Raw genomic sequence first — 18,990 nt, forward strand, 5'->3', positions numbered from 1 at the left:
CTGCGCCTCCTCCACCGTGGGGTGCTGCTGGGCGACCTCCCGGAACCCCGCCCTCTCCAGCAGCTCCGGATAGACCCCGGGCGGCCAGGCGTGATAGCGCCCGCTGGGCCTGCTGGGCCTGCTGGGCCTGCTGCGCCCGCTGGGCCCGCCGCGCCTGCTGTGCCCGTCGCGCCCCCGGCCACCGGGCTCCTCGCCGAAGGCGGCGAGGCCGCCTGCCTGCTGCACCGGGTCTGTCCCGACTGCGGCCGCCTCGCCACCGAATCCGATGCCCGCTACTGCTCCCGGTGCGGTGCGGGGCTACCTGACTGAGCCCGGCCGGGGCGAGCGGCGGCGGTGCCGGGCCGACGGGTCCGGGGACGCTCGACTGGCGCCGGTTACTACGAAATCGTATAGTCTGGAATCGTGAAGTCCGAATCCGTGCCGTCCGACTGGTCCGCACTCCTCGCGCTCCAGCGGGCCACCCACGCCACCCTCCAGGTGCTCGCCGCGGAGCTGGCCGACCTCGACCTGACCCCCTCCGAGATCAACGCCCTGGCCAACCTGGCCGACGGCCGCGCCCGTACCGTGTCCGAACTCGGCGCGGCCGCGGGCACCCGCCCCACCACCCTGACCAGCGTGCTCGACCGCCTGGAGCGCCGCGGTCACATCACCCGGGGCACCCGCCCGGGAGACCGCCGCGCGGTCCTCGTCGAACTCACCCCCTCCGGAGTCCGCGCCGCCACCACCATCCGGCAGGCCGTCACCAAGCTGGAGCGCCGGGCCCTCGCCGGGCTGCCCGACGAAGCGCTCGCCGCCCTGCGCACCGCCCTGAACGCTCTCACCGAGGTGTCCTCATGACCACCCCCACCCCCACCCCGACCCCCACGCCCGACTTCGGGTCGCTGCTCGCCGAGGTGAAGGAGGCCACCGGCCGCTTCGGCCATCGCGAACACGTCCACCTGACCTGGCTGGCCGTGCGCCGCCTCGGCGTTCCCGCCGCGGCCGACCTGATCGGCGACGGCATCCGCGCCCTCACGATCCGCGCGGGCGTGCCCGAGAAGTTCCACGCCACCCTCACCCGGGCCTGGGTGGAACTGGTGGGCCACCACGCGGCCGAACCGGACGCCGACGACTTCGCCCGCTTCGCCGACCGCCACCCCCACCTGCTCGACAAGGAGCTGCCGACCCGCTTCTACCGTCCGGAAACGCTCGACTCCCCGCGGGCGCGGGCCGGCTGGGTCGAACCGGACCTCGCCCCCTTCCGCACGGTGAGCGGGTAACCGTGACGGGGGAGGACCCCGCGGGCGGACTGGCCGCCGCCGTGTCCGCCACCGTCCGCGCGCTGCGCGCCGTCGCGCACCTGGACTGGTCCGCCCCGGCGGCGGGGCTGGAGTGGAGCTGCCGCGAGACGGCCGTCCACCTGGCCGGGGACCTGACCGGATTCGCCGCGCAGCTCGCGGGCCGGGTCACCGGCTCCTACCTCCCCCTCGCGGTCGGCGCCGCCCCCGGCACCCCGCCCGGCGCCCTCGTCGACCTCGTGGGGGCGAGCGGGCTCCTGCTGGCCGCAGCCGTCCGGGCCGCCCGCCCCGACGACCGGGCCTGGCACCCGGCCGGCTCCGCGGGCCCCGGCGGCTTCGCCGCGATGGGTACCGCGGAACTGCTGCTCCACACCCACGACGTTCTCCACGGCCTCGGCGTCACCCACTGGCGCGGTGAGGACCCCGCCGCGGCGCTGGTCCTCGACCGGCTCTTCCCGCACGTGCCGCGCTCCGGGCCCGACGCCCCCTGGAAGACCCTGCTGGCCGCCACCGGCCGGGCCGCCTTCCCCGGCCTGCCCCGCCGCAGGACCTGGCGCTGGTACGGGGACCCCGTCGTGGGCACCGGCGTCGTGCTCTGCGAGATCTCCCCGTCGCTCGCGGGAGACCTGGCCGGCGGCGGCACCGGCGGCTTCACCTGGACGGCCGACGGACCTCCCGAGGGGACGCGCGCCGCCGCCGCGCGGCTGCTCCGGGACCGGGGCGCCCACCGGCCGGGCTGGGGCCCGTACGCGATCGTGCGCGCCCGCGACCGCCGCGCGGTCGGCGGGATCGGCTTCCGCGCCGCCCCCGACGCCGAAGGCCGCGCGGAGACCGGCTGCGAGCTGGTCCCCTCCGCCCGCGGGTGCGGACACGCCACCGAGGCCCTGCGGGCGCTGGCCCGCTGGGCCTTCGCCCAGCCCGGCGCGCACGAGCTGTGCGCCACCGCCGAGGAGGCGGACGGGCCCTCGCGGGCCGTGCTCCTGCGGGCCGGGTTCGAGCACCGGGGAGCAGGCCGGTACGTCCTGCGCGCGGCCGGGCGCTGACGGAACGCGGGAGGCCTCCCGGGTTCGGGTCCCGGGAGGCCGTTCGCGGTGGTCTTCCGACAGCGGATCAGAACCCGCAGTTCGTGACCCACTTGTGCGAGGAGATCCGGTCGTTCCACTCCCACGGGATGTTGCCCGAGGAGCCGTTGGGCGCGCAGGTGGAGGCGCCGCCGTAGCCGATGTTCTCGTAGACCCGGACGTCCCCGAGCGAGCCCGCGTAGCCGTTGTTCCACCAGGACGAGGCCCGGTCGTTCATGTCGTAGTCGTTCCCGGCGCCACAGGTGCGCCAGTCGGAGTCGTTGCCGCTCCAACCGCAGGCCGGGCCGCCCCGGTTGGTGTCCGCCCAGACCCAGTAGTTGCCGTCGGCCGCCACGCCGGAGGCGTCGGACGGGGCCGCCGAGGCGGTGGTGAGGGTCGTGGGGAGCGCGAGCAGCGGAAGGGCGAGCGCGCAGGCCGGCATGGTCGTACGGAACTTACGCATGGGATCCTCCGGATCGTGTCGTGGCATCGGTGCTTCGGTCGGGTGGTGACACGACGCGCTCCGCCCTGGGGAGCGCGTCGTTCTGGAGCCTTCGCCTGAGGTCGATCTCGTCCCGGTGGAGCGCGCGGACTTCGTCGCCGTAGGCGTGGTCCAGAGCTCTGGAGACCCGGCTCAGCGGGGTGCCGGTCGCACAGGTCGCCTCGGTGACCGCCATGGCGGTCTCGGCCGCGTCGGCCCGCTCCGCCGGCAGGTCACCGGCCAGGGCGGCCGCCGCGCTCCGGGAGGCGTCGGGGGAGTCGTACGGCCGGCCGGCCGCCCGCATGCAGGCAGCCCACTGCCCGACCGCCTCCGCGTACCGCGGGTCCCGGCGGACCCGTTCCTCCTGCGCGGGGCGGAGGTTCATCGTGACGACCTTGACGCGGAACCAGGCGGCCAGATCCCCGTAGAGCGCGCGCTGGGCCTGCGCCAGGCACCCCTGCGTGCTCGCCGTGAGGGTCATGCCGGTGGGGGCCTCGGCGGAGAGCCCCACCGGCGAGGCGCCCATCAGCGCGGTACGGGCGGCCGCCCGCTCGCGCGCCGGCAGCCGGTGGAACCAGCGCTGGTTGGGATCGGCAGCCCGGGCCCGCTCGTCCTCGCGGGCGGCCCGGCCGCCGTAGCCGTTGGCCCGGGCCCACTCCACGTCGTCCACCCCGTACGGGAAGGAGCGCCGCTCGGGCGCCGGGGGTTCGGTGACGGCGTACGCGAAGCCGCGTTCGGCCATGCAGCGGCTGATCAGGACCTGCTCGGCCCGCGCCAGCAGCCGGGACGCACCGGCGTCCGGATCCGGGGCCGCCGCCGTGGAGCGCGGCCCGGGGGCCGGGCCCGGATCCGGCCGCGCGGGCCCTCCGCCCGCCCCGCAGCCCGTGAGTACCGCCAGCGCCACCGCCGCGGCCAGGGCTGCCACCGGGCCCCCTCGTGCTCGCCTCATCCGTCCGGTCCTCCTCTCCGGTGCGTTCCACGGCCGTGCCGTCCGCCGATCCGTCCGCAGTCCCCGCCGTGGCACCCGTCCGGGTCACCCCCGTGCCCCGGCGGGCCACCCGTCCGGGTGCCGACGCGTCCGCATTCCGGCCGCCGCCGTCCGGACCCAGGTGTAGCCGCCCCGCGTTGTTCGCCGTCGGGGCCCTGGCAGCGAACAAACAATTGCTGAACAATCCACCCCGGACCGCAGAAAAGGGGCCGGGGCGGAAGGAGCGGCACATGGCACGCAAGGAACGCCCGCTGGACGGCGGGGACGGGCCTCTGCTGGAGTTCGCCACCGCCCTGCGCCGCCTGCGCCACGAGGCCGGATCCCCGCCGTACCGCGACCTGTCCGCCCGCGCCCACTACTCGGTGGCCACCCTCTCCGGGGCCGCCGCCGGCCGCCGGCTGCCCAGCCTGGACGTGACCCTGTCCTACGTGCGCGCCTGCGGCGGCGATGCGGGGGAGTGGGAGCGCCGCTGGCACGCCGTCGCCGTGGAACTCGCCGCCGGATCCGCCGCGCCAACCGGATCCGGGGCCGCGGCGGAGGCCGCGGGGGCGGGCGGGCCCGCGCGGGAGGGCGGCCCGGACGGGCTCCCGTACGTGGGACTCGCCGCGTTCCGCGCCGAGGACGCCGGGCTGTTCTTCGGCCGCGAACGCCTCGTCGGGGACCTCTTCACCGCCCTGACCCGCCACCGCGTCGTGGCCCTCGTCGGCGCGTCCGGAGCCGGCAAGTCCTCCCTCCTGCACGCCGGACTGCTGCCCCGGCTGCGCACCGACGCCCCCGCCCCCACCGTCAGCGTGTTCACCCCCGGACCCCGCCCCCTCGACCGGGCCCGGCGGGCCCTCGACGGCCACGAGGAGCCCGACGCGGCCGAACGGGTGCTGATCGTCGACCAGTTCGAGGAGGTCTTCACCGTCTGCTCCGACGCCGCCGAACGCACCCGGTTCGTCTCCGCGCTCGTCGGGGCCGCCCGGCGCCCCGGCTCGGGCTGCCGCGTGGTCCTCGGCGTGCGCGCCGACTTCTACGCGCACTGCACCCGCCACCCCGAACTCGTCGAGGTGCTCCACGAGGCCCAGATCGTGGTCGGCCCGATGAGCGCCGCCGAACTGCGCCGCGCCGTGGTCGAACCCGCCCGGCGGGCCGGCCTGACCGTCGAGGGCAGCCTCCAGGCCACCCTCGTCGCGCACGCCCACGGCCAGGTCGGCGTACTTCCCCTGCTCTCGCACGCCCTGCTGGAGACCTGGCGGCGCCGCCGCGGCGCTGCCCTCACCCTGGACGGCTTCCACGCCGCGGGCGGCTTCGAAGGGGCCCTCGCCCAGTCCGCCGAAGCCCTCCACGCCTCCCTCCCCGCCCACCAGCAGACCCTCGCCCGACAGGTGTTCGTCCACCTCATCGCCCTCGGCGAGGGCACGGAGGACACCAAACGGCCCGTCGCGCGCGAGGAACTCGGCCAGGACGCCGACACCCGGACCGTCCTGGCCCGCGCCGCCGCGCTGCGCCTGCTGACCCTGGACCAGGGAGTGGTCGAGCTCACCCACGAGGCCCTGATCCGGGCCTGGCCCCGGCTGCGCGGCTGGATCGGCGACGACCGCGAACGGCTGCGCCGCCACCGCCAGATCGCCGAGGCCGCACGGGCCTGGGAGGGCGTCGGACGCGACCCCGGCGCGCTGCTGCGCGGCACCCGGCTCGCCCTGGCCCACGAGACCCTCGCCCCGCCCGCCCTCGGACTCTCCGCCGGGGAACGGGAGTTCCTCGATGCCAGCACCGCCGCCGAGGCCGCCGCGGGCCACGCAGCCCGCCGCCGCACCCGCAGGCTGCGCTGCCTGGTCGGCGCGCTCGCCGCGCTCGTCGTGGTGGCCGCCGTCGCCACCGGCAACGCCGTACGGGCCGAGGGGGAGGTCACCCGCCAGCGCAACGACGCCGTCGCGCAGAACCTCGCCGACACCGCCACCGACGTCGCCGCCACCGAGGCGGGCCTCGCCGTCCAGCTGAGCCTGACCGCCCACCGCCTCTCGCCCACCGCCCGGACCCGCGACAGCCTCCTGTCCACCCTGATGACCTCGCTGCCCGCGCACGACAAGGAGGTCGTCGCCCTCGCCTACCGTCCCGACGGGCGCCGGCTCGCCACCGCCAGCGGGGACCACACCGCCCGGCTGTGGCGCACCCGCGGCACCGACCGGCCCGTCCTGGTGGCCACCCTCGCCGGACACGGCGACGACCTGCGCGCCGTGGCCTACCGGCCGGACGGCCGCCTCCTGGCCACCGCCTGCGCCGACGGCACCGTGCGGCTGTGGGACGTGGCCGACCCCGCCCGCCCGGCTGTGGCGGCCGAACTGCCCGCCGAAGGCGGCGACGTACGCGCCCTCGCCTTCGCCCCCGACGGCCGGACCCTGGCCACCGCCGGTGCGGGCGGCGGCGTACGGCTGTGGGACGTGGCCGATCCCGCCCGGCGCACGCCCTCGCGGACCGCGCTGCTCACCGGGCACCGCGACACCGTGCGCGCGGTCGCGTTCAGCCCGGACGGGCACGTCCTGGCCACCGCCGGGGAGGACACGACCGTGCGCCTGACGGACGTCACCGACCGGACCCGGCCCGCCGGGCTCGCCGTCGTCACCGGCCACGACACCGCCGTGTTCTCCGTCGCCTTCGCCCCCGACGGCCACACCCTCGCCACCGGGTCCGGCGGACGCGCCCAGGTCCGGCTGTGGGACGTCTCCGACCCGCGCGCCCCGGCCCCGCTCGCCGCCCTCACGGGGCACACCGACGTGGTCGGCGCGGTGGCCTTCAGCCCCGACGGCCGCAGCCTGGCCACGGCGAGCGACGACCGCACCGTCCGGATGTGGAGCCTGCCCCGCGACGGGCGCCCCGCCGCGCTGGCGGTCCTGACCGGGCACACCACCGCAGTCGGCTCGGTCGCCTTCAGCCCCGACGGCACCGCCCTGGCCTCCGGGGGCTTCGACACCACCCTGCGGCTGGCCGACACCGACCTGGACAGGGCCCTCGCGGGGGCCTGCGCGCGCACCGGGCCCCGGATCACGCGCGCGCAGTGGTCCTCGTACATGCCCTACCTGGACTACGCGCCGCCGTGCAGCGGCCTCGAACGCCCCTGAGCCCCACCCCACCCCACCCCGGAAGGCAGTTCCCGCATGGTGAGCTCCCAGGTACCCGTCATCGACCTCGGACCGTGGCGGTCCGGCGACCCCGCCGCGCGCGCCCGGACCGCGGCCCGCGTCGACGAGGCCCTCCAGGCCGCCGGCTTCCTGCTCGTCACCGGCCACGGCCTGGACCCGGAGCTGCCCGCCCGGATCCGGGACGCGGCCCGCACGTTCTTCCGGCTGCCGCCCGGGGCGAAGCGGCCCTACGCCGTCAGCGTCGGCGGCCGCGGCTGGCTCGGCCCCGGCGCCGAGGCCAACAGCTACGCCGAGGGAACGGCCTCCCCGCCCGACCTCAAGGAATCCTGGTCCTGGGCGGCGGATGACCCCACCGGCGTGCCCTCGGTGGACGCCGAGTGGTTCCGGCCCAACGCCTGGCCCGCCGAGGTACCGGAACTGCGCCCGCTGGTGACCGCGTACCTCGCGGCGATGCGGGCCCTGTCCGACGAGCTGCTGGAGCTGCTCGCGGTGGCCCTGACCCTGCCCGAGGACCACTTCACCCGGCACACGGGCCACCCCACCTGGGGGTTCAACGTCAACTGGTACCCGGGCGCCGTCGGCCCGCCCCTGCCCGGCCAGTTCCGCATCGGCCCGCACACCGACTTCGGCACGGTGACCGTCCTGGACCGGGAGCCGGGCGCCGGCGGGCTCCAGATCCACACCGACGACGGGGGCTGGCAGGACGCCCCGTACGACCCGGCCGCGCTCACCGTCAACATCGGCGACCTGCTGGCCCGCTGGACCGGCGACCGCTGGCGGGCGGGCCGCCACCGGGTCCTCCCGCCGCCCGCGCACGCCCCGGCCGAGGAACTCCTCTCCCTCGTCTACTTCTACGAGTGCGATCCGCACACCCGGGTCGAGTCCCTGCCCGCCCCGCTGGGACGGGTGGTGCACGAGCCGGTCGACTCGCACACCTACCTGCGGGCCAAGCTGGACGCGATCACCGTCTCCTGAGACCGGTCGTCCGACGGCGGGGAGGGGACCCGATTACCCCTGGTCGGCCGCGTTCGGCAGGATGAGGGCATGACCGAGATCCGTACCCCCCGACTCATCCTGCGCCGCTGGAGCGACGACGACCTCGTCCCCCTGTCGGAGATCCACGCCGACCCGGAGGTGATGCGCTGGATCGGCGACGGCTCCGTCCTCGGCCTGGACGAGACCGCCGAGGCCATCGAGCGCTGGGAGGAGGAATGGGACGACGAGGGCTTCGGCGTCTTCGCCGTCGAACTCCTCGCCTCCGGCGAGCTGATCGGCGCCGTGGGCCTGACCGTGCCCGAGGGCCCGGCCGAGGTCGAGCACGCCGTGGGGATCTGCTGGCGGCTGGGCCGGCCGTTCTGGGGCCAGGGCTACGCCTCCGAAGCCGCGCACGCCACCCTGGAGTTCGCCCTCCAGGACCGCGGCCTGGACCGGGTCGTCGCCGTCAACCGCTCGGGCAACGAGGAATCCGAGAACGTGGTCCGCAAGCTCGGCATGAAGCAGGACGGCAACGCGACCGACCCGGAGTCCGGAGCCCTCCTGGTCCTCCACAGCATCGACCTCACCGAGTACGAGGCCTGACCGCCTGACCGCCTGACCGCCTGACCGCCTGACCGCCCGGCCGCCCGACGACCGCCCGACCCGCCGTCGCCGATCCGGCCAAGGGTGACGCGCGCCGGTTCCCGGCGGGCAGCCGCCCGCCGGGAACCGCGGTGCCGTGACGGCCCTCAGACCTCCCGGACGAAGACGAGGGCGTCCGCCCGGCCGGTGGCGGCCGGATCGAGGGCGGCGTAGGTGTGGTCGGCGGGGACCCGGGCCGGTGGTGTCCGGTCCAGGGCCGCGGCGAGCCGGCCGGGATCGATGACGCCGCGGTCGTACGGGAGGGCCGACAGGAGCCCTTCGAGGGTGTCCGGGCCGGGTACGTCGGTGCCCCGGCTGCCGAAGGCGCTCGCGGCGAAGGCGTACCGGTCGCCGAGGCGGGCGGAGACCAGAGCACCCGCGCTCCACCAGCGCAGCGGCAGGCCGGCGAACTCCATCCGGCTCGGGTCGCGCTGGAGGTGGCCGTTGTGGGCGAAGACGAGGGTGGGGCCGCGGCGGGCCTCCCGGCGCACGATCGCGTCGAGGTGGTCGGCCATCAGCAGGTCGCGCAGGGACACGAGCGCGCCCAGCCGGCCGGGCGCCGTGTCGGCCAGGCCGGCGTGGTAGCGCAGCAGTCCGGTGGCCGTCCGGGCGTGCAGGGCCGCGCGCCAGAACGCCTCGGGAGAGGTGGCCTCCGTCAGGTCGGGGGCGTGCGCGTCGAGCAGTACGCCCAGGTCGTCGGCGATCAGCCGCAGCCGCCCGGCCTCGGGGGTACGGCCGACGGACCGGGCGGGATCCATCAGGGCGGCCGGATCCGTCCAGCGCTCGTCGGGGCCGAGCAGCGCGTCGAGGTCCGCGCCGCTCCAGGGCAGGTCGAGACGGGCGGCCAGGTAGGCGCGGACCTCCGTCAGGGCCTCGCGGGGGGAGGCGGCGCCGGTCATCTCCAGGGGCGCGTCGCAGCCGTAGAAGCGGAGCCGCTCGTGGGCGGGACGTCCCTCGTTGTACGCGCGCATCCAGCGCAGCAGCTCGCGGTTGGCCGGTGAGGCGCCGAAGCCGTGGCTGAAGCCGCGGGCCGTCGCCCCGTCGAGGGTTCCGGTGCCGTCGCCGACGTACGCGTCGGCGACCAGGGCCGCCAGGCAGTCGCTCTCGAGGGCGATCGAACGGTAGCCCTCGTGTTCCACGAGGTGGCGGAAGAGCTCGTTGCGCAGTTCGGGGAAGGCCTCGACGCCGTGGGTGGGTTCGCCGAGACCGAGCAGGCGGGGGGCGGGGGACAGGAGGGCGGTGAGGGCGCCGCCGCTGAAGGGACGGGCGGCGTCCCGGATCGTTGCCGTCATGACCTCAACCGTATCGTTGAAGCCCCGGTGTAAACTTTGGCGGCTGATTCCCGCGGGAAATGGCCCGACAGTGAGGATCAACCTTCAAAATGTGGTTGCGGCCCATCGACCTGGCGCGCGAGCACGGCCTGTCCACGCAGGCGGTGCGCAACTACGAGGAGGCGGGGATCCTGCCGCCGGCCGGGCGCTCGCCCAGCGGGTACCGACGCTACGCCCCGCGCCACGCGGCGGCGCTGCGGACCTTCCTGGCGCTGATCCCCGCCCACGGTCACGCGACGGCGGGGGCGATCATGCGGGCCGTGAACGGCGGCGAGGTCGAGGGGGCGCTGCGGCTGATCGACGGGAGCCACGCGGAACTGGCCGACGACCGGCGCACACTGGAAGAGGTGGAGGAGGCGCTGCGCGGCCCGACGCCACGGGGAGGGCCGCGGCGCGAGCCGGAGCCCGGGCCAGAGTCGGAGCCCGGGCCCGAGCCGGCGGAGGGCGTGACGTTCATCGGGCCCTTGGCGCACCGGCTCGGCATCCGCCCGGCGACGCTGCGCACGTGGGAGCGGGCCGGACTGGTCGTGCCCCGCCGGGATCCGCGCACCGGCTACCGCGTCTACACCCCCGCCGACGTGCGCGACGCGCTGCTGGCCCACCAGTTGCGGCGGGGCGGGTACGGCCTGGAGCGGATCGCGCGGGTGCTGGAGCGGGTCCGGGCGGCGGGCGGAGCCGGGCCGCTGGGCGCGACGCTGCGGGAGTGGCGCGAGCGGCTGACGGCGCGGGGGCTGGCGATGCTGGCGGGCGCGGCCGCCCTCGACACCTACCTGCGGACCCCGTAGCGTCAGCCAAAAGTCAGACTTTGGTAAGCCATAAGATCCGGTTATGGGGTCATAACCAGGGGGCGGGTGCCGGGTAAGGGTCGCCTTAGTTTAGGGTTCTCCTGATCAGTCAGATTGTCGGTCGAAGGGAACCCAAGTCATGCCTCGCCCTCTGCGGGTAGCAATCGTCGGTGCCGGCCCCGCCGGTATCTACGCGGCCGACGCGCTGCTGAAGTCCGAGGCGGCCGCCGCTCCCGGTGTGTCCATCGACATCTTCGAGCGGATGCCCGCCCCGTTCGGTCTGATCCGGTACGGGGTCGCCCCCGACCACCCCCGCATCAAGGGCATCATCACCGCCCTGCACCAGGTGCTCGACAAGCCCCAGGTCCGCCTGTTCGGGAACGTCGACTACCCGAACGACATCTCCCTCGACGAGCTGCACGCGTTCTACGACGCGGTGATCTTCTCCACGGGTGCCACCGCGGACCGTGCGCTCGGCATCCCGGGCGTCGAGCTCGACGGCTCCTACGGCGCCGCCGACTTCGTCTCCTGGTACGACGGCCACCCCGACGTGCCGCGCACCTGGCCGCTGGAGGCGGAGAAGGTCGCCGTGCTCGGCGTCGGCAACGTCGCCCTCGACGTGGCCCGCATCCTCGCGAAGACGGCCGACGAGCTGCTGCCGACCGAGATCCCGGCGAACGTCTACGACGGCCTGAAGGCCAACAAGGCCCTGGAGGTCCACGTCTTCGGCCGCCGCGGCCCGGCGCAGGCCAAGTTCAGCCCGATGGAGCTGCGCGAGCTCGACCACTCGCCCAACATCGAGGTCATCGTCAACCCCGAGGACATCGACTACGACGAGGGCTCGATCACCACCCGCCGCTCCAACAAGCAGGCGGACATGGTCGCCAAGACCCTGGAGAACTGGGCGATCCGCGACATCGGCGACCGCCCCCACAAGCTGTACCTGCACTTCTTCGAGTCCCCGGCCGAGATCCTCGGTGAGGACGGCAAGGTCGTCGGCCTGCGCACCGAGCGCACCGAGCTCGACGGCACGGGCAACGTCAAGGGCACCGGCGAGTTCACCACCTGGGACGTCGGGTCCGTCTACCGGGCCGTCGGCTACCTCTCCGACGAACTGCCCAAGCTCCCCTGGGACGTGGAGTCCGGCACGGTTCCCGACGAGGGCGGCCGCGTCATCGAGAACGGCGCGCACCTGGCCTCGACGTACGTGACCGGGTGGATCCGGCGCGGTCCGATCGGCCTGATCGGCCACACCAAGGGCGATGCGAACGAGACCGTCGCCAACCTGCTCGCCGACCACGCCGAGGGCCGCCTGCTCACGCCGGCCACCCCCGGGCCGGAGGCGGTCGAGGCCTTCCTCGCCGAGCGGCAGGTCCGCTTCACCACCTGGGAAGGCTGGCACAGGCTGGACGCCGCCGAGAAGGCGCTGGGCGAGCCGCAGGGCCGCGAGCGCGTGAAGATCGTGGAGCGCGAGGGGATGCTCGACGCCAGCGGCGCGTGAACGACCGAGTGGGGCCCGCCGGACGGCGGGCCCCACTCGTGCGTCCGGGGCCCGGGGTGTCCCCGGGCGCCCGGATCAGCCGGTGATGGAGGTGATCTTCTTCGTCTTCAGGTCGGCCTGCACGTGGACCAGAGTGGTGTCGCCGCCTCCCCAGGTCAGGGTGACCGTGGCGTTGGTCTTGCCCGTCCCGCTGCCGGTGGACGTCACCTTCCACTGCGTGGGCACGTTCTGCGCGCGCAGCACGCCGTTCGCGTGGTTGGTCTCCTCCCACCGCTTCAGCTCCTGTTGCAGCGGCGGGGAGAGGTAGAAGGAGCGCAGTTGGTCGGCGGTCTTGCCGTCGCCGTCGTACACGGCGTCGATGTAGGAGCCGTAGAAGTCGGAGATCCGGCTGAAGGCGCCCTCCGGGCTGCCGGACACGGACTGCGGCGGGGCGGCGGTGGCGGACGTACCGGTGACGAGGGCGAAGGAGAGCGCCGCCGCGGCGGCGGTGGCCGCCAGGGCGACGGACGTGGCGCGCTTGCTCGGGAACGTGAACACAGGTGGATGCCTTTCCCCGTTCTGACTGCGTGCCGGTACGGTCCCCGGCACTGCCCTCCAGGACGTGACGCGCCGCCAACCGGTTCTCGACGTCCGGGAAATGGCCGGAATTAGCTCGTACGGAGGAAATCGGAAATCGGACCGCCGTCCGGAGGAATGCCGACGGCCCCGCGGGGGTTCGGACAGACGCGACATCCGATTCCGTACGCACTGGAGAGCTCATGAAGATCGGCATCATCGGCGCCGGGAACATCGGCGGCAACCTCACCCGCCGGCTCACCGCCCTGGGGCACCAGGTCTCCGTCGCGAACTCCCGCGGCCCCCAGACCCTGACCGCCCTCGTGGAGGAGACCGGAGCCACCGCCGTCACCGTCGCCGAGGCGGCCCGGGGCGCCGAGGTCGTCGTGGTCACCGTTCCCCTCAAGAACGTTCCCGACCTGCCCGCCGGACTCTTCGACGGGGCCGCCGAGGGCTTCGCCGTCATCGACACCGGCAACTACTACCCGCGCCGGCGCGACGGCCGCATCGCCGCCATCGAGGACGAGGGCCTGACCGAGAGCCGCTGGACCGAGCGCCACCTCGGCCACCCGGTGATCAAGGCCTTCAACGGCACGTACGCCGCCGACATCCTGGACCGGCCGCGTCCGGCCGGTGACCCCGACCGCATCGCCGTTCCGGTGGCGGGCGACGACGAGGCCGCCAAGAAGACCGTCCGGGCCCTCGTCGACGAGCTCGGCTTCGACACCGTCGACGCCGGCGGCATCGACGACTCCTGGCGCCAGCAGCCCGACACCCCCGTCTACGGACTGCGGGCGGGTGTGGAGGCGGTCACCCGCGCCCTGGCCGAGGCCTCGCCCGTCCGGACGGAGGAATTCCGGGGCTGAGGACCACCCCGGACGCAGTAACTCTTCGAGGTCGAACCGTTTCTCTGTGCTACGGTGCCGTTCAGTTGCAGGTGTGGTTCCCAAAGATTTCAAGCGCTCCCATCGGATTGTCCGACGGGCGCACTTCTTAATTCCGGATGCTTTCGGACAGGGTCAATCAACACGGCGACGCCGGCGTCGCACAGTGCGGCCCCGGGTACAGCCCCGAAGGAGAATCCATATGGCATCCGGCACCGTGAAGTGGTTCAACGCGGAAAAGGGTTTCGGCTTCATCGAGCAGGACGGCGGCGGCGCCGACGTGTTCGCCCACTACTCGAACATCGCCACCCAGGGCTTCCGTGAGCTCCAGGAGGGCCAGAAGGTGAACTTCGACGTCACCCAGGGTCAGAAGGGCCCGCAGGCCGAGAACATCGTGCCCGCCTGACGCCGACGCGCAGCCGAGAGCCGGGGCCCGCACCGATGGTGCGGGCCCCGGCCCCGTTCGCCGCCGCCTACCGGGAGCGGCGGCCCACCCGGCAGACTGTGCGTCGTGACGACACTGAGCAAAGGCGCCAACCTGCAGGTCGCGGCGGCCTCCGTGAGAGTGGTGCTCGGCTGGCGGCCGGGGCCGGGCGTGCCGGACGTGGACGCGTCGGCCCTGCTGCTCGCGGGCGGCGGGCGGGTCCGTTCCGACGGCGACTTCGTGTTCTACAACCAGCCGGTCCACGCCTCCGGTGCCGTACGCCACCTCGGCAAGCGGCCGGGCGCCGACGCGCTGGAGGTGAACCTGGCGGCCCTGGAGCCGGGCGTCGAACGGGTCGCGCTCTGCGCCTCCGCGGACGGGGGCACCTTCGGCCGGGTCCCCGGACTGCACCTGCTGCTCCTCGACGCGGGGTCCGGGGCCGAACTCGTCCGCTTCGAGATGACCGCCGGGCCCGAGACGGCCTTCGTGAGCGGTGAGCTCTACCGGCGGGCCGGCGTCTGGAAGTTCCGGGCGGTGGGGCAGGGGTACGCGAGCGGGCTCGCCGGACTGGCGACGGACTTCGGGATCACCGTCGACGACGCGCCCGCGGCGGCGGCGACCGTTCCCGCTCCCGCCTCCGTTCCCGCTCCCGCCTCCGTGCCGGCCCCCGCTCCCGCCCGGCCCGTCGCTCCGGTCGTGGCCGCCCCGAGGCCGCCCGCCGTCGCGCCCGGACCGGCCCCCGTACCCGTACCCGCTCCCGCTCCCGACCCCGCCGTCCGGATGGTCAAGGGGGAGGAGCGGCTCCCGGAGGACATGCGCGGCCGTCTCTCCCTGCGCAAGCGACAGGTCGCCGTCAGCCTGAGCAAGAACGGCGCCGCGGGCGTGACCGCGCGGGTGATCCTCGTCCTCGACGCCTCGGGTTCGATGAGCGCGCTCTACTCCCGGGGCACCGTCGCCTCGGTGGTGGAACGGATGGCGGCCGTCGCGGCGCAGCTCGACGACGACGGCGAGATGCAGGCCTGGACCTTCGCGACCAACCCGGCCCGGCTGCCGGACCTCGCCGTCGGTGACCTCCCGGAGTGGCTCCGACTGCACGTGCGCGTCGGCCAGATGAGCCTCTTCGGCCGCAAGAAGCCGCCCCGCGGTCTGGTCTCCGGCCAGATCGACATGCGGGAGGTCGGCTTCCAGAACGAGGAGCAGAAGGTGATTGCCGAGGTGCGCGCCTACGTACGCGCCCACCCGGCTCCGGCGCCGACCCTGGTGCTGTTCTTCTCCGACGGCGGCGTCTACCGCAACGCCGAGATCGAGCGGGAACTGCGCGAGGCCGTGGAGGAGCCGGTTTTCTGGCAGTTCGTGGGCCTGGGCCGGGCCGGCTTCGGCGTGCTGGAGCGCTTCGACACCATGCCGGGGCGCCGGGTCGACAACGTCGGCTTCTTCGCCGTCGACGACATCGACCGGCTCTCGGACGCCGAGCTCTACGACCGGCTGCTCTCGGAGTTCCCCTCCTGGCTGGGAGCGGCCCGGCGGGCGGGCATCCTGCGCTGAACCCCCTTGCGCCGCACGGCGATCGGACGGAACCGGAGGTGTCCGGACCCTTGACCCCATGGTTGGTCCAGACCAATCATGGGGCGTCCGTTCGTTCGCTCGCGCCCCACCGGGAGCTTCGTTGAGACACCCTTCGCGTTCCGTCCGCCCGCTCACGGCGGCGCTCGCCACCCTCGCCGCCTGTGCCGGGCTCCTCGTCGCGGCGGGCGCGGGACCCGCGCAGGCCGCGCCGACCCCGCTGCCCGCGCACGTCTTCGCGCCCTACTTCGAGGCGTACTCCTCCGACAGCCCCGCAGACCTCGCGCAGAAGTCCGGTGCCAAGTACCTGACCATGGCCTTCGTCCAGACCGAGGCCAAGGGCTCCTGCACCCCGTACTGGAACGGCTCGACGGCCCAGCCCATCGCCTCCTCCGTCTTCGGCGCCGACTTCACGACCCTGCGCTCGCGCGGCGGCGACGTCATCCCCTCCTTCGGCGGCTACGCGGCCGACAACGGCGGCACCGAGATCGCGGACAGCTGCACCAGCGTCGACTCGATCGCCGCCGCCTACCAGAAGGTGATCACCACCTACGACGTCACCCGCCTGGACATGGACATCGAGGACAACTCCCTGACCAACAAGGCCGGGATCGACCGCCGCAACCAGGCCATCAAGAAGGTGCAGGACTGGGCCGCCGCGAGCGGCCGCCCCCTCCAGGTCTCCTACACCCTCCCGACCACCACCGGCGGACTCGCGAGCAGCGGGCTGGCCGTCCTCAAGAGCGCCAAGACGGCGGGCGCCCGGGTGGACGTCGTCAACCTGATGACCTTCGACTACTACGACGGTGCCGCGCACAACATGGCGGCGGACACCCAGAGCGCCGCCACCGGCCTCTACGGACAGCTCGCCACGCTGTACCCGGCGAAGACGCCCGCCGAACTGTGGGGCATGGTCGGTGTCACCGAGATGCCCGGCATCGACGACTACGGGCCCGCCGAGACCTTCACCACCGCCGACGCCACCGCCGTCTACGACTGGGCCGTCGCCAAGGGCATCAACACCCTCTCCTTCTGGGCGCTCCAGCGCGACAACGGCGGCTGCCCCGGCACCGGGGGCTCCGACACCTGCTCCGGCATCGCCCAGGACCCCTGGTACTTCACCCACACCTTCGGGCCCTTCACCCGGGGCGCGGGACCGGTGGCCGACGACTTCTCGCTCTCCGTCACGCCCGGCTCCGCCTCCGTCGCCCCCGGCGGTACCGCCACCGCCTCCGTCGCCACCCGGGTCACGGCGGGCACCGCGCAGCCCGTCGCGCTGACGGTCGCCGGCGCCCCGCCCGGCGTGACGGCCTCCGTCGCCCCCGGCTCCGTCACCGCGGGCGGCTCCGCCGTGCTCACGGTCGCCGCCTCGGCGTCGGCCCCGCCCGGGACCTACGCGCTCACCGTCACCGGCGCCGGGACCGCGTTCACCCGTACGGCCCCCTTCGCGCTCACCGTGTCCGGGCCGGGCGGCGGCAGCGGCGCCCTCGTCAACGGCGGCTTCGAGAGCGGTTCACTCGCGCCCTGGACCTGCGAGAGCGGCGGCGCGGTGGTGAGTTCCCCCGTGCACGGGGGCGCGTACGCCGTCCAGGGCACCCCCGCCGGTGACCGCACCGGAGAATGCGCGCAGACCCTGACCCTCGCCCCGAACACCGCCTACACCCTCAGCGGCTGGGTCCAGGGCAGCTACGCATACCTCGGAGTCCGGGGCGGCGCGAACGCCAGTACGTGGACCAGCTCGGCCGCCTGGACCAAGCTGACGGTGCCCTTCACCACCGGAGCCTCCGGCACGGTCACCGTCTACCTGCACGGCTGGTACGGCCAGGGCGCCGTCCTCGGCGACGACCTCGCCGTGAGCTGACCCCCCGACCCGCGCCCCCGTCCCCGCTCTGCCGACGGCGGGGACGGGGGCGCGCCTCATGCCGCGTGCCCGCCGTCCACCGAGAACTCGGCGCCCGTGACGTACGCGGCCCCGTCCCCGGCCAGGAACGCGACCATGTCCGCGACCTCCTCGGGGCGGCCGAACCGGCCGAGGGCGGTCAGCGCCGTCTGCGATGACGCGTAGGGGCCGTCCGCCGGGTTCAGGTCGGTGTCCACCGGGCCCGGGTGGACGATGTTCGCGGTGATGCCGCGCCCGCCGAGCTCGCGGGCGAGGGCCTTGGTGAGGCCGGTGAGCGCCGACTTGCTCATCGCGTACAGGGTTCCGCCGGGGCCCGGCACGCGCTGGGTCATGCAGGTGCCGATGGTGATGATCCGCCCTCCCGGTCCCATCCGCTCTGCCGCGGCCTGCGCGGTCAGGAACGCCCCGCGGACGTTGACCGCGAGGACCCGGTCGACCTGGGCCAGGGTGAGTTCCTCCAGCGGGCCGAGCACCCCGATGCCCGCGTTGTTGACGAGTACGTCGAGCCCGCCCAGGGCTCCGGCCGCCCAGTCGGCGGCGCCCGCCGCGTCGCCCGCGTCCCCCGCGTCCGCACGGGCCGCGACGGCCCGGCGGCCCAGGGCCCGGATCCCGTCGACCACCTTCCGCGCCGCCGCCTCGTCGGCGGTGTAGGTGATCGCCACATCGGCGCCCGCCGTGGCCAGGCGCAGCGCGGTGGCCGCGCCGATGCCCCGGCTGCCGCCCGTGACCAGAACCGTCTTGCCGTTCATCTGCCGCTCCTCGTAATTGGTTGCGGGTTCAATGAAAGGTGTTGCCGGTGTGGCGTGCTGGCGGTAATCCGACCTCGCGTTCGGCCTCCTCGCGGCCGTCGCGCGCACCCGTCCGGTCGCCGATCCTCCGGGTGCTGGATAGCCTCGCAGAGGTTCACACGAGGGGGGCACACCCGAGACGGGAGCCACCGTGAAGTCCATATCGCGCAGCCGTTGCGCCCGGAGCGTCGCCGCAGGCCTGCTGTCAGCCGCACTGCTGACGGGCGGAGCCGTGGACGCCTTCGCCGCCGCCAGTCCCAAGCCGCCGTCCTCACCGGCCGCGAGTCCCGCAGCCGACAAATCGATCACCGTCACGCCCAACCTGGTCGCGGTGAAGGTCGGTGACAAGGTGGTCTTCACCGGGCGGACCAAGGGGCTGAAGGTCGGCAGCAAGCTGGTGCTCCAGCACCTGAACAACGGCCAATGGACGACCCTGCATTCGAACGCCGCGGTCGAGAACGGCAGTAGCTACACCCTGACGGGCAAGCTCAACACCAAGGGCAAGGAACAGCTGCGGATCATGGGCGACGACGAGACGGTCTCGCCGACCGTCGTCGTGACCGTGAGCTGACCGCCCTCCTCCGCTCCCCGCGGCGGGCCCCCGATAGGCTCGGGCCCGCCGCGCGGGTCGGTACCGTCCCGCGGGGCCGGTGCGGCCCCCGGGGAGGAAAAACCCCCAGGACGGCCCCCCCCACCAACCCGAGCGGAGC

General features: G+C 74.5%; 18 protein-coding genes and 1 pseudogene. 13 read left to right on the plus strand and 6 right to left on the minus strand.

Translation table 11 applies throughout. The features are described from left to right. Positions 1-225: pseudogene (locus tag ABZW32_RS35205) on the minus strand (hypothetical protein); the annotation flags it as partial. A gap of 177 nt (positions 226-402) precedes the next feature. Between ABZW32_RS35205 and ABZW32_RS35210 the strand changes: the two are divergent. Genes ABZW32_RS35210 through ABZW32_RS35220 form a run of 3 tightly spaced genes read left to right on the plus strand, consistent with a single transcriptional unit; the run spans position 403 to position 2,320 of the window. Further along, positions 403-837: a MarR family transcriptional regulator gene (locus tag ABZW32_RS35210; protein ID WP_356224252.1), complete on the plus strand. Its 435-nt coding sequence runs from the start codon at positions 403-405 to the stop codon at positions 835-837. After that, positions 834-1,259 (plus strand): hypothetical protein, encoded by a 426-nt coding sequence (locus tag ABZW32_RS35215; protein WP_356224255.1) that lies wholly within the window; start codon positions 834-836, stop codon positions 1,257-1,259. The genes ABZW32_RS35210 and ABZW32_RS35215 overlap by 4 nt, the downstream gene beginning before the upstream one ends. 2 nt (positions 1,260-1,261) lie before the next feature. Next, positions 1,262-2,320 carry a GNAT family N-acetyltransferase gene (locus ABZW32_RS35220; protein ID WP_356224257.1) on the plus strand — a complete coding sequence of 353 codons (1,059 nt, stop codon included), beginning with the start codon at positions 1,262-1,264 and terminating at the stop codon, positions 2,318-2,320. A 67-nt stretch (positions 2,321-2,387) separates the two neighbouring features. On the opposite strand, the gene ABZW32_RS35225 is transcribed toward ABZW32_RS35220, so the two are convergent. Together ABZW32_RS35225 and ABZW32_RS35230 are read right to left on the minus strand one after the other, a co-directional pair. Further along, positions 2,388-2,801, minus strand: a complete 414-nt coding sequence (locus ABZW32_RS35225; RefSeq protein WP_356224260.1) for a peptidase inhibitor family I36 protein — start codon at positions 2,799-2,801, stop codon at positions 2,388-2,390. After that, positions 2,794-3,768 (minus strand): hypothetical protein, encoded by a 975-nt coding sequence (locus tag ABZW32_RS35230; RefSeq protein ID WP_356224263.1) that lies wholly within the window; start codon positions 3,766-3,768, stop codon positions 2,794-2,796. Before ABZW32_RS35230 ends, ABZW32_RS35225 begins: the two co-directional genes overlap by 8 nt. A 269-nt stretch (positions 3,769-4,037) precedes the next feature. Between ABZW32_RS35230 and ABZW32_RS35235 the strand changes: the two genes are divergently transcribed. The 3 genes from ABZW32_RS35235 to ABZW32_RS35245 all read left to right on the plus strand — a co-directional run bounded on the left by ABZW32_RS35235 (position 4,038) and on the right by ABZW32_RS35245 (position 8,510). After that, positions 4,038-6,911: a hypothetical protein gene (locus ABZW32_RS35235; RefSeq protein WP_356224265.1), complete on the plus strand. Its 2,874-nt coding sequence runs from the start codon at positions 4,038-4,040 to the stop codon at positions 6,909-6,911. A 36-nt stretch (positions 6,912-6,947) separates the two neighbouring features. Continuing rightward, positions 6,948-7,907 carry a 2-oxoglutarate and iron-dependent oxygenase domain-containing protein gene (locus ABZW32_RS35240; RefSeq protein ID WP_356224268.1) on the plus strand — a complete coding sequence of 320 codons (960 nt, stop codon included), beginning with the start codon at positions 6,948-6,950 and terminating at the stop codon, positions 7,905-7,907. Between the two features lie 69 nt (positions 7,908-7,976). Continuing rightward, positions 7,977-8,510 (plus strand): GNAT family N-acetyltransferase, encoded by a 534-nt coding sequence (locus ABZW32_RS35245; protein WP_356224271.1) that lies wholly within the window; start codon positions 7,977-7,979, stop codon positions 8,508-8,510. A 146-nt stretch (positions 8,511-8,656) separates the two neighbouring features. On the opposite strand, the gene ABZW32_RS35250 is transcribed toward ABZW32_RS35245, so the two are convergent. Next, entirely contained in the window at positions 8,657-9,841 is a 1,185-nt protein-coding gene (locus tag ABZW32_RS35250; RefSeq protein ID WP_356224274.1) for an erythromycin esterase family protein, read from the minus strand. An 89-nt stretch (positions 9,842-9,930) separates the two neighbouring features. Here ABZW32_RS35250 and ABZW32_RS35255 point away from each other — a divergent pair, with 89 nt between their 5' ends. Together ABZW32_RS35255 and ABZW32_RS35260 are read left to right on the plus strand one after the other, a co-directional pair. After that, a complete protein-coding gene (locus ABZW32_RS35255; RefSeq protein WP_356224277.1) occupies positions 9,931-10,665 on the plus strand; it encodes a MerR family transcriptional regulator in 735 nt (244 codons plus the stop codon). Positions 10,666-10,804: 139 nt separating this feature from the next. Next, positions 10,805-12,166: an FAD-dependent oxidoreductase gene (locus ABZW32_RS35260; RefSeq protein WP_356224280.1), complete on the plus strand. Its 1,362-nt coding sequence runs from the start codon at positions 10,805-10,807 to the stop codon at positions 12,164-12,166. A 75-nt stretch (positions 12,167-12,241) separates the two neighbouring features. Here the strand turns inward: ABZW32_RS35260 and ABZW32_RS35265 are convergent, their stop codons facing one another. Next, complete coding sequence (locus ABZW32_RS35265) at positions 12,242-12,703, minus strand: hypothetical protein (RefSeq protein WP_356224283.1); 462 nt, start codon at positions 12,701-12,703, stop codon at positions 12,242-12,244. Positions 12,704-12,924: 221 nt separating this feature from the next. On the opposite strand from ABZW32_RS35265, the gene ABZW32_RS35270 reads away from it, so the two are divergent. From ABZW32_RS35270 to ABZW32_RS35285, 4 genes are all read left to right on the plus strand, one after another. Further along, positions 12,925-13,587 carry an NAD(P)-binding domain-containing protein gene (locus ABZW32_RS35270; protein WP_356224286.1) on the plus strand — a complete coding sequence of 221 codons (663 nt, stop codon included), beginning with the start codon at positions 12,925-12,927 and terminating at the stop codon, positions 13,585-13,587. A gap of 220 nt (positions 13,588-13,807) precedes the next feature. Beyond that, complete coding sequence (locus tag ABZW32_RS35275; RefSeq protein ID WP_030228921.1) at positions 13,808-14,011, plus strand: cold-shock protein; 204 nt, start codon at positions 13,808-13,810, stop codon at positions 14,009-14,011. 105 nt (positions 14,012-14,116) lie between these two features. Further along, positions 14,117-15,574 (plus strand): VWA domain-containing protein, encoded by a 1,458-nt coding sequence (locus ABZW32_RS35280; RefSeq protein WP_356224289.1) that lies wholly within the window; start codon positions 14,117-14,119, stop codon positions 15,572-15,574. Positions 15,575-15,695: 121 nt separating this feature from the next. After that, positions 15,696-17,453 carry a carbohydrate binding domain-containing protein gene (locus tag ABZW32_RS35285; RefSeq protein WP_356224292.1) on the plus strand — a complete coding sequence of 586 codons (1,758 nt, stop codon included), beginning with the start codon at positions 15,696-15,698 and terminating at the stop codon, positions 17,451-17,453. A gap of 56 nt (positions 17,454-17,509) precedes the next feature. Here ABZW32_RS35285 and ABZW32_RS35290 read toward each other — a convergent pair whose 3' ends face one another. Next, positions 17,510-18,241 (minus strand): SDR family oxidoreductase, encoded by a 732-nt coding sequence (locus tag ABZW32_RS35290; protein ID WP_356224295.1) that lies wholly within the window; start codon positions 18,239-18,241, stop codon positions 17,510-17,512. A gap of 190 nt (positions 18,242-18,431) precedes the next feature. Here ABZW32_RS35290 and ABZW32_RS35295 point away from each other — a divergent pair, with 190 nt between their 5' ends. Next, positions 18,432-18,851: a hypothetical protein gene (locus tag ABZW32_RS35295; RefSeq protein WP_356224298.1), complete on the plus strand. Its 420-nt coding sequence runs from the start codon at positions 18,432-18,434 to the stop codon at positions 18,849-18,851. Positions 18,852-18,990 lie beyond the last annotated feature (139 nt).

This window comes from Streptomyces sp. NPDC004667 (genome assembly GCF_040609475.1).
Classification (GTDB): domain Bacteria; phylum Actinomycetota; class Actinomycetes; order Streptomycetales; family Streptomycetaceae; genus Streptomyces.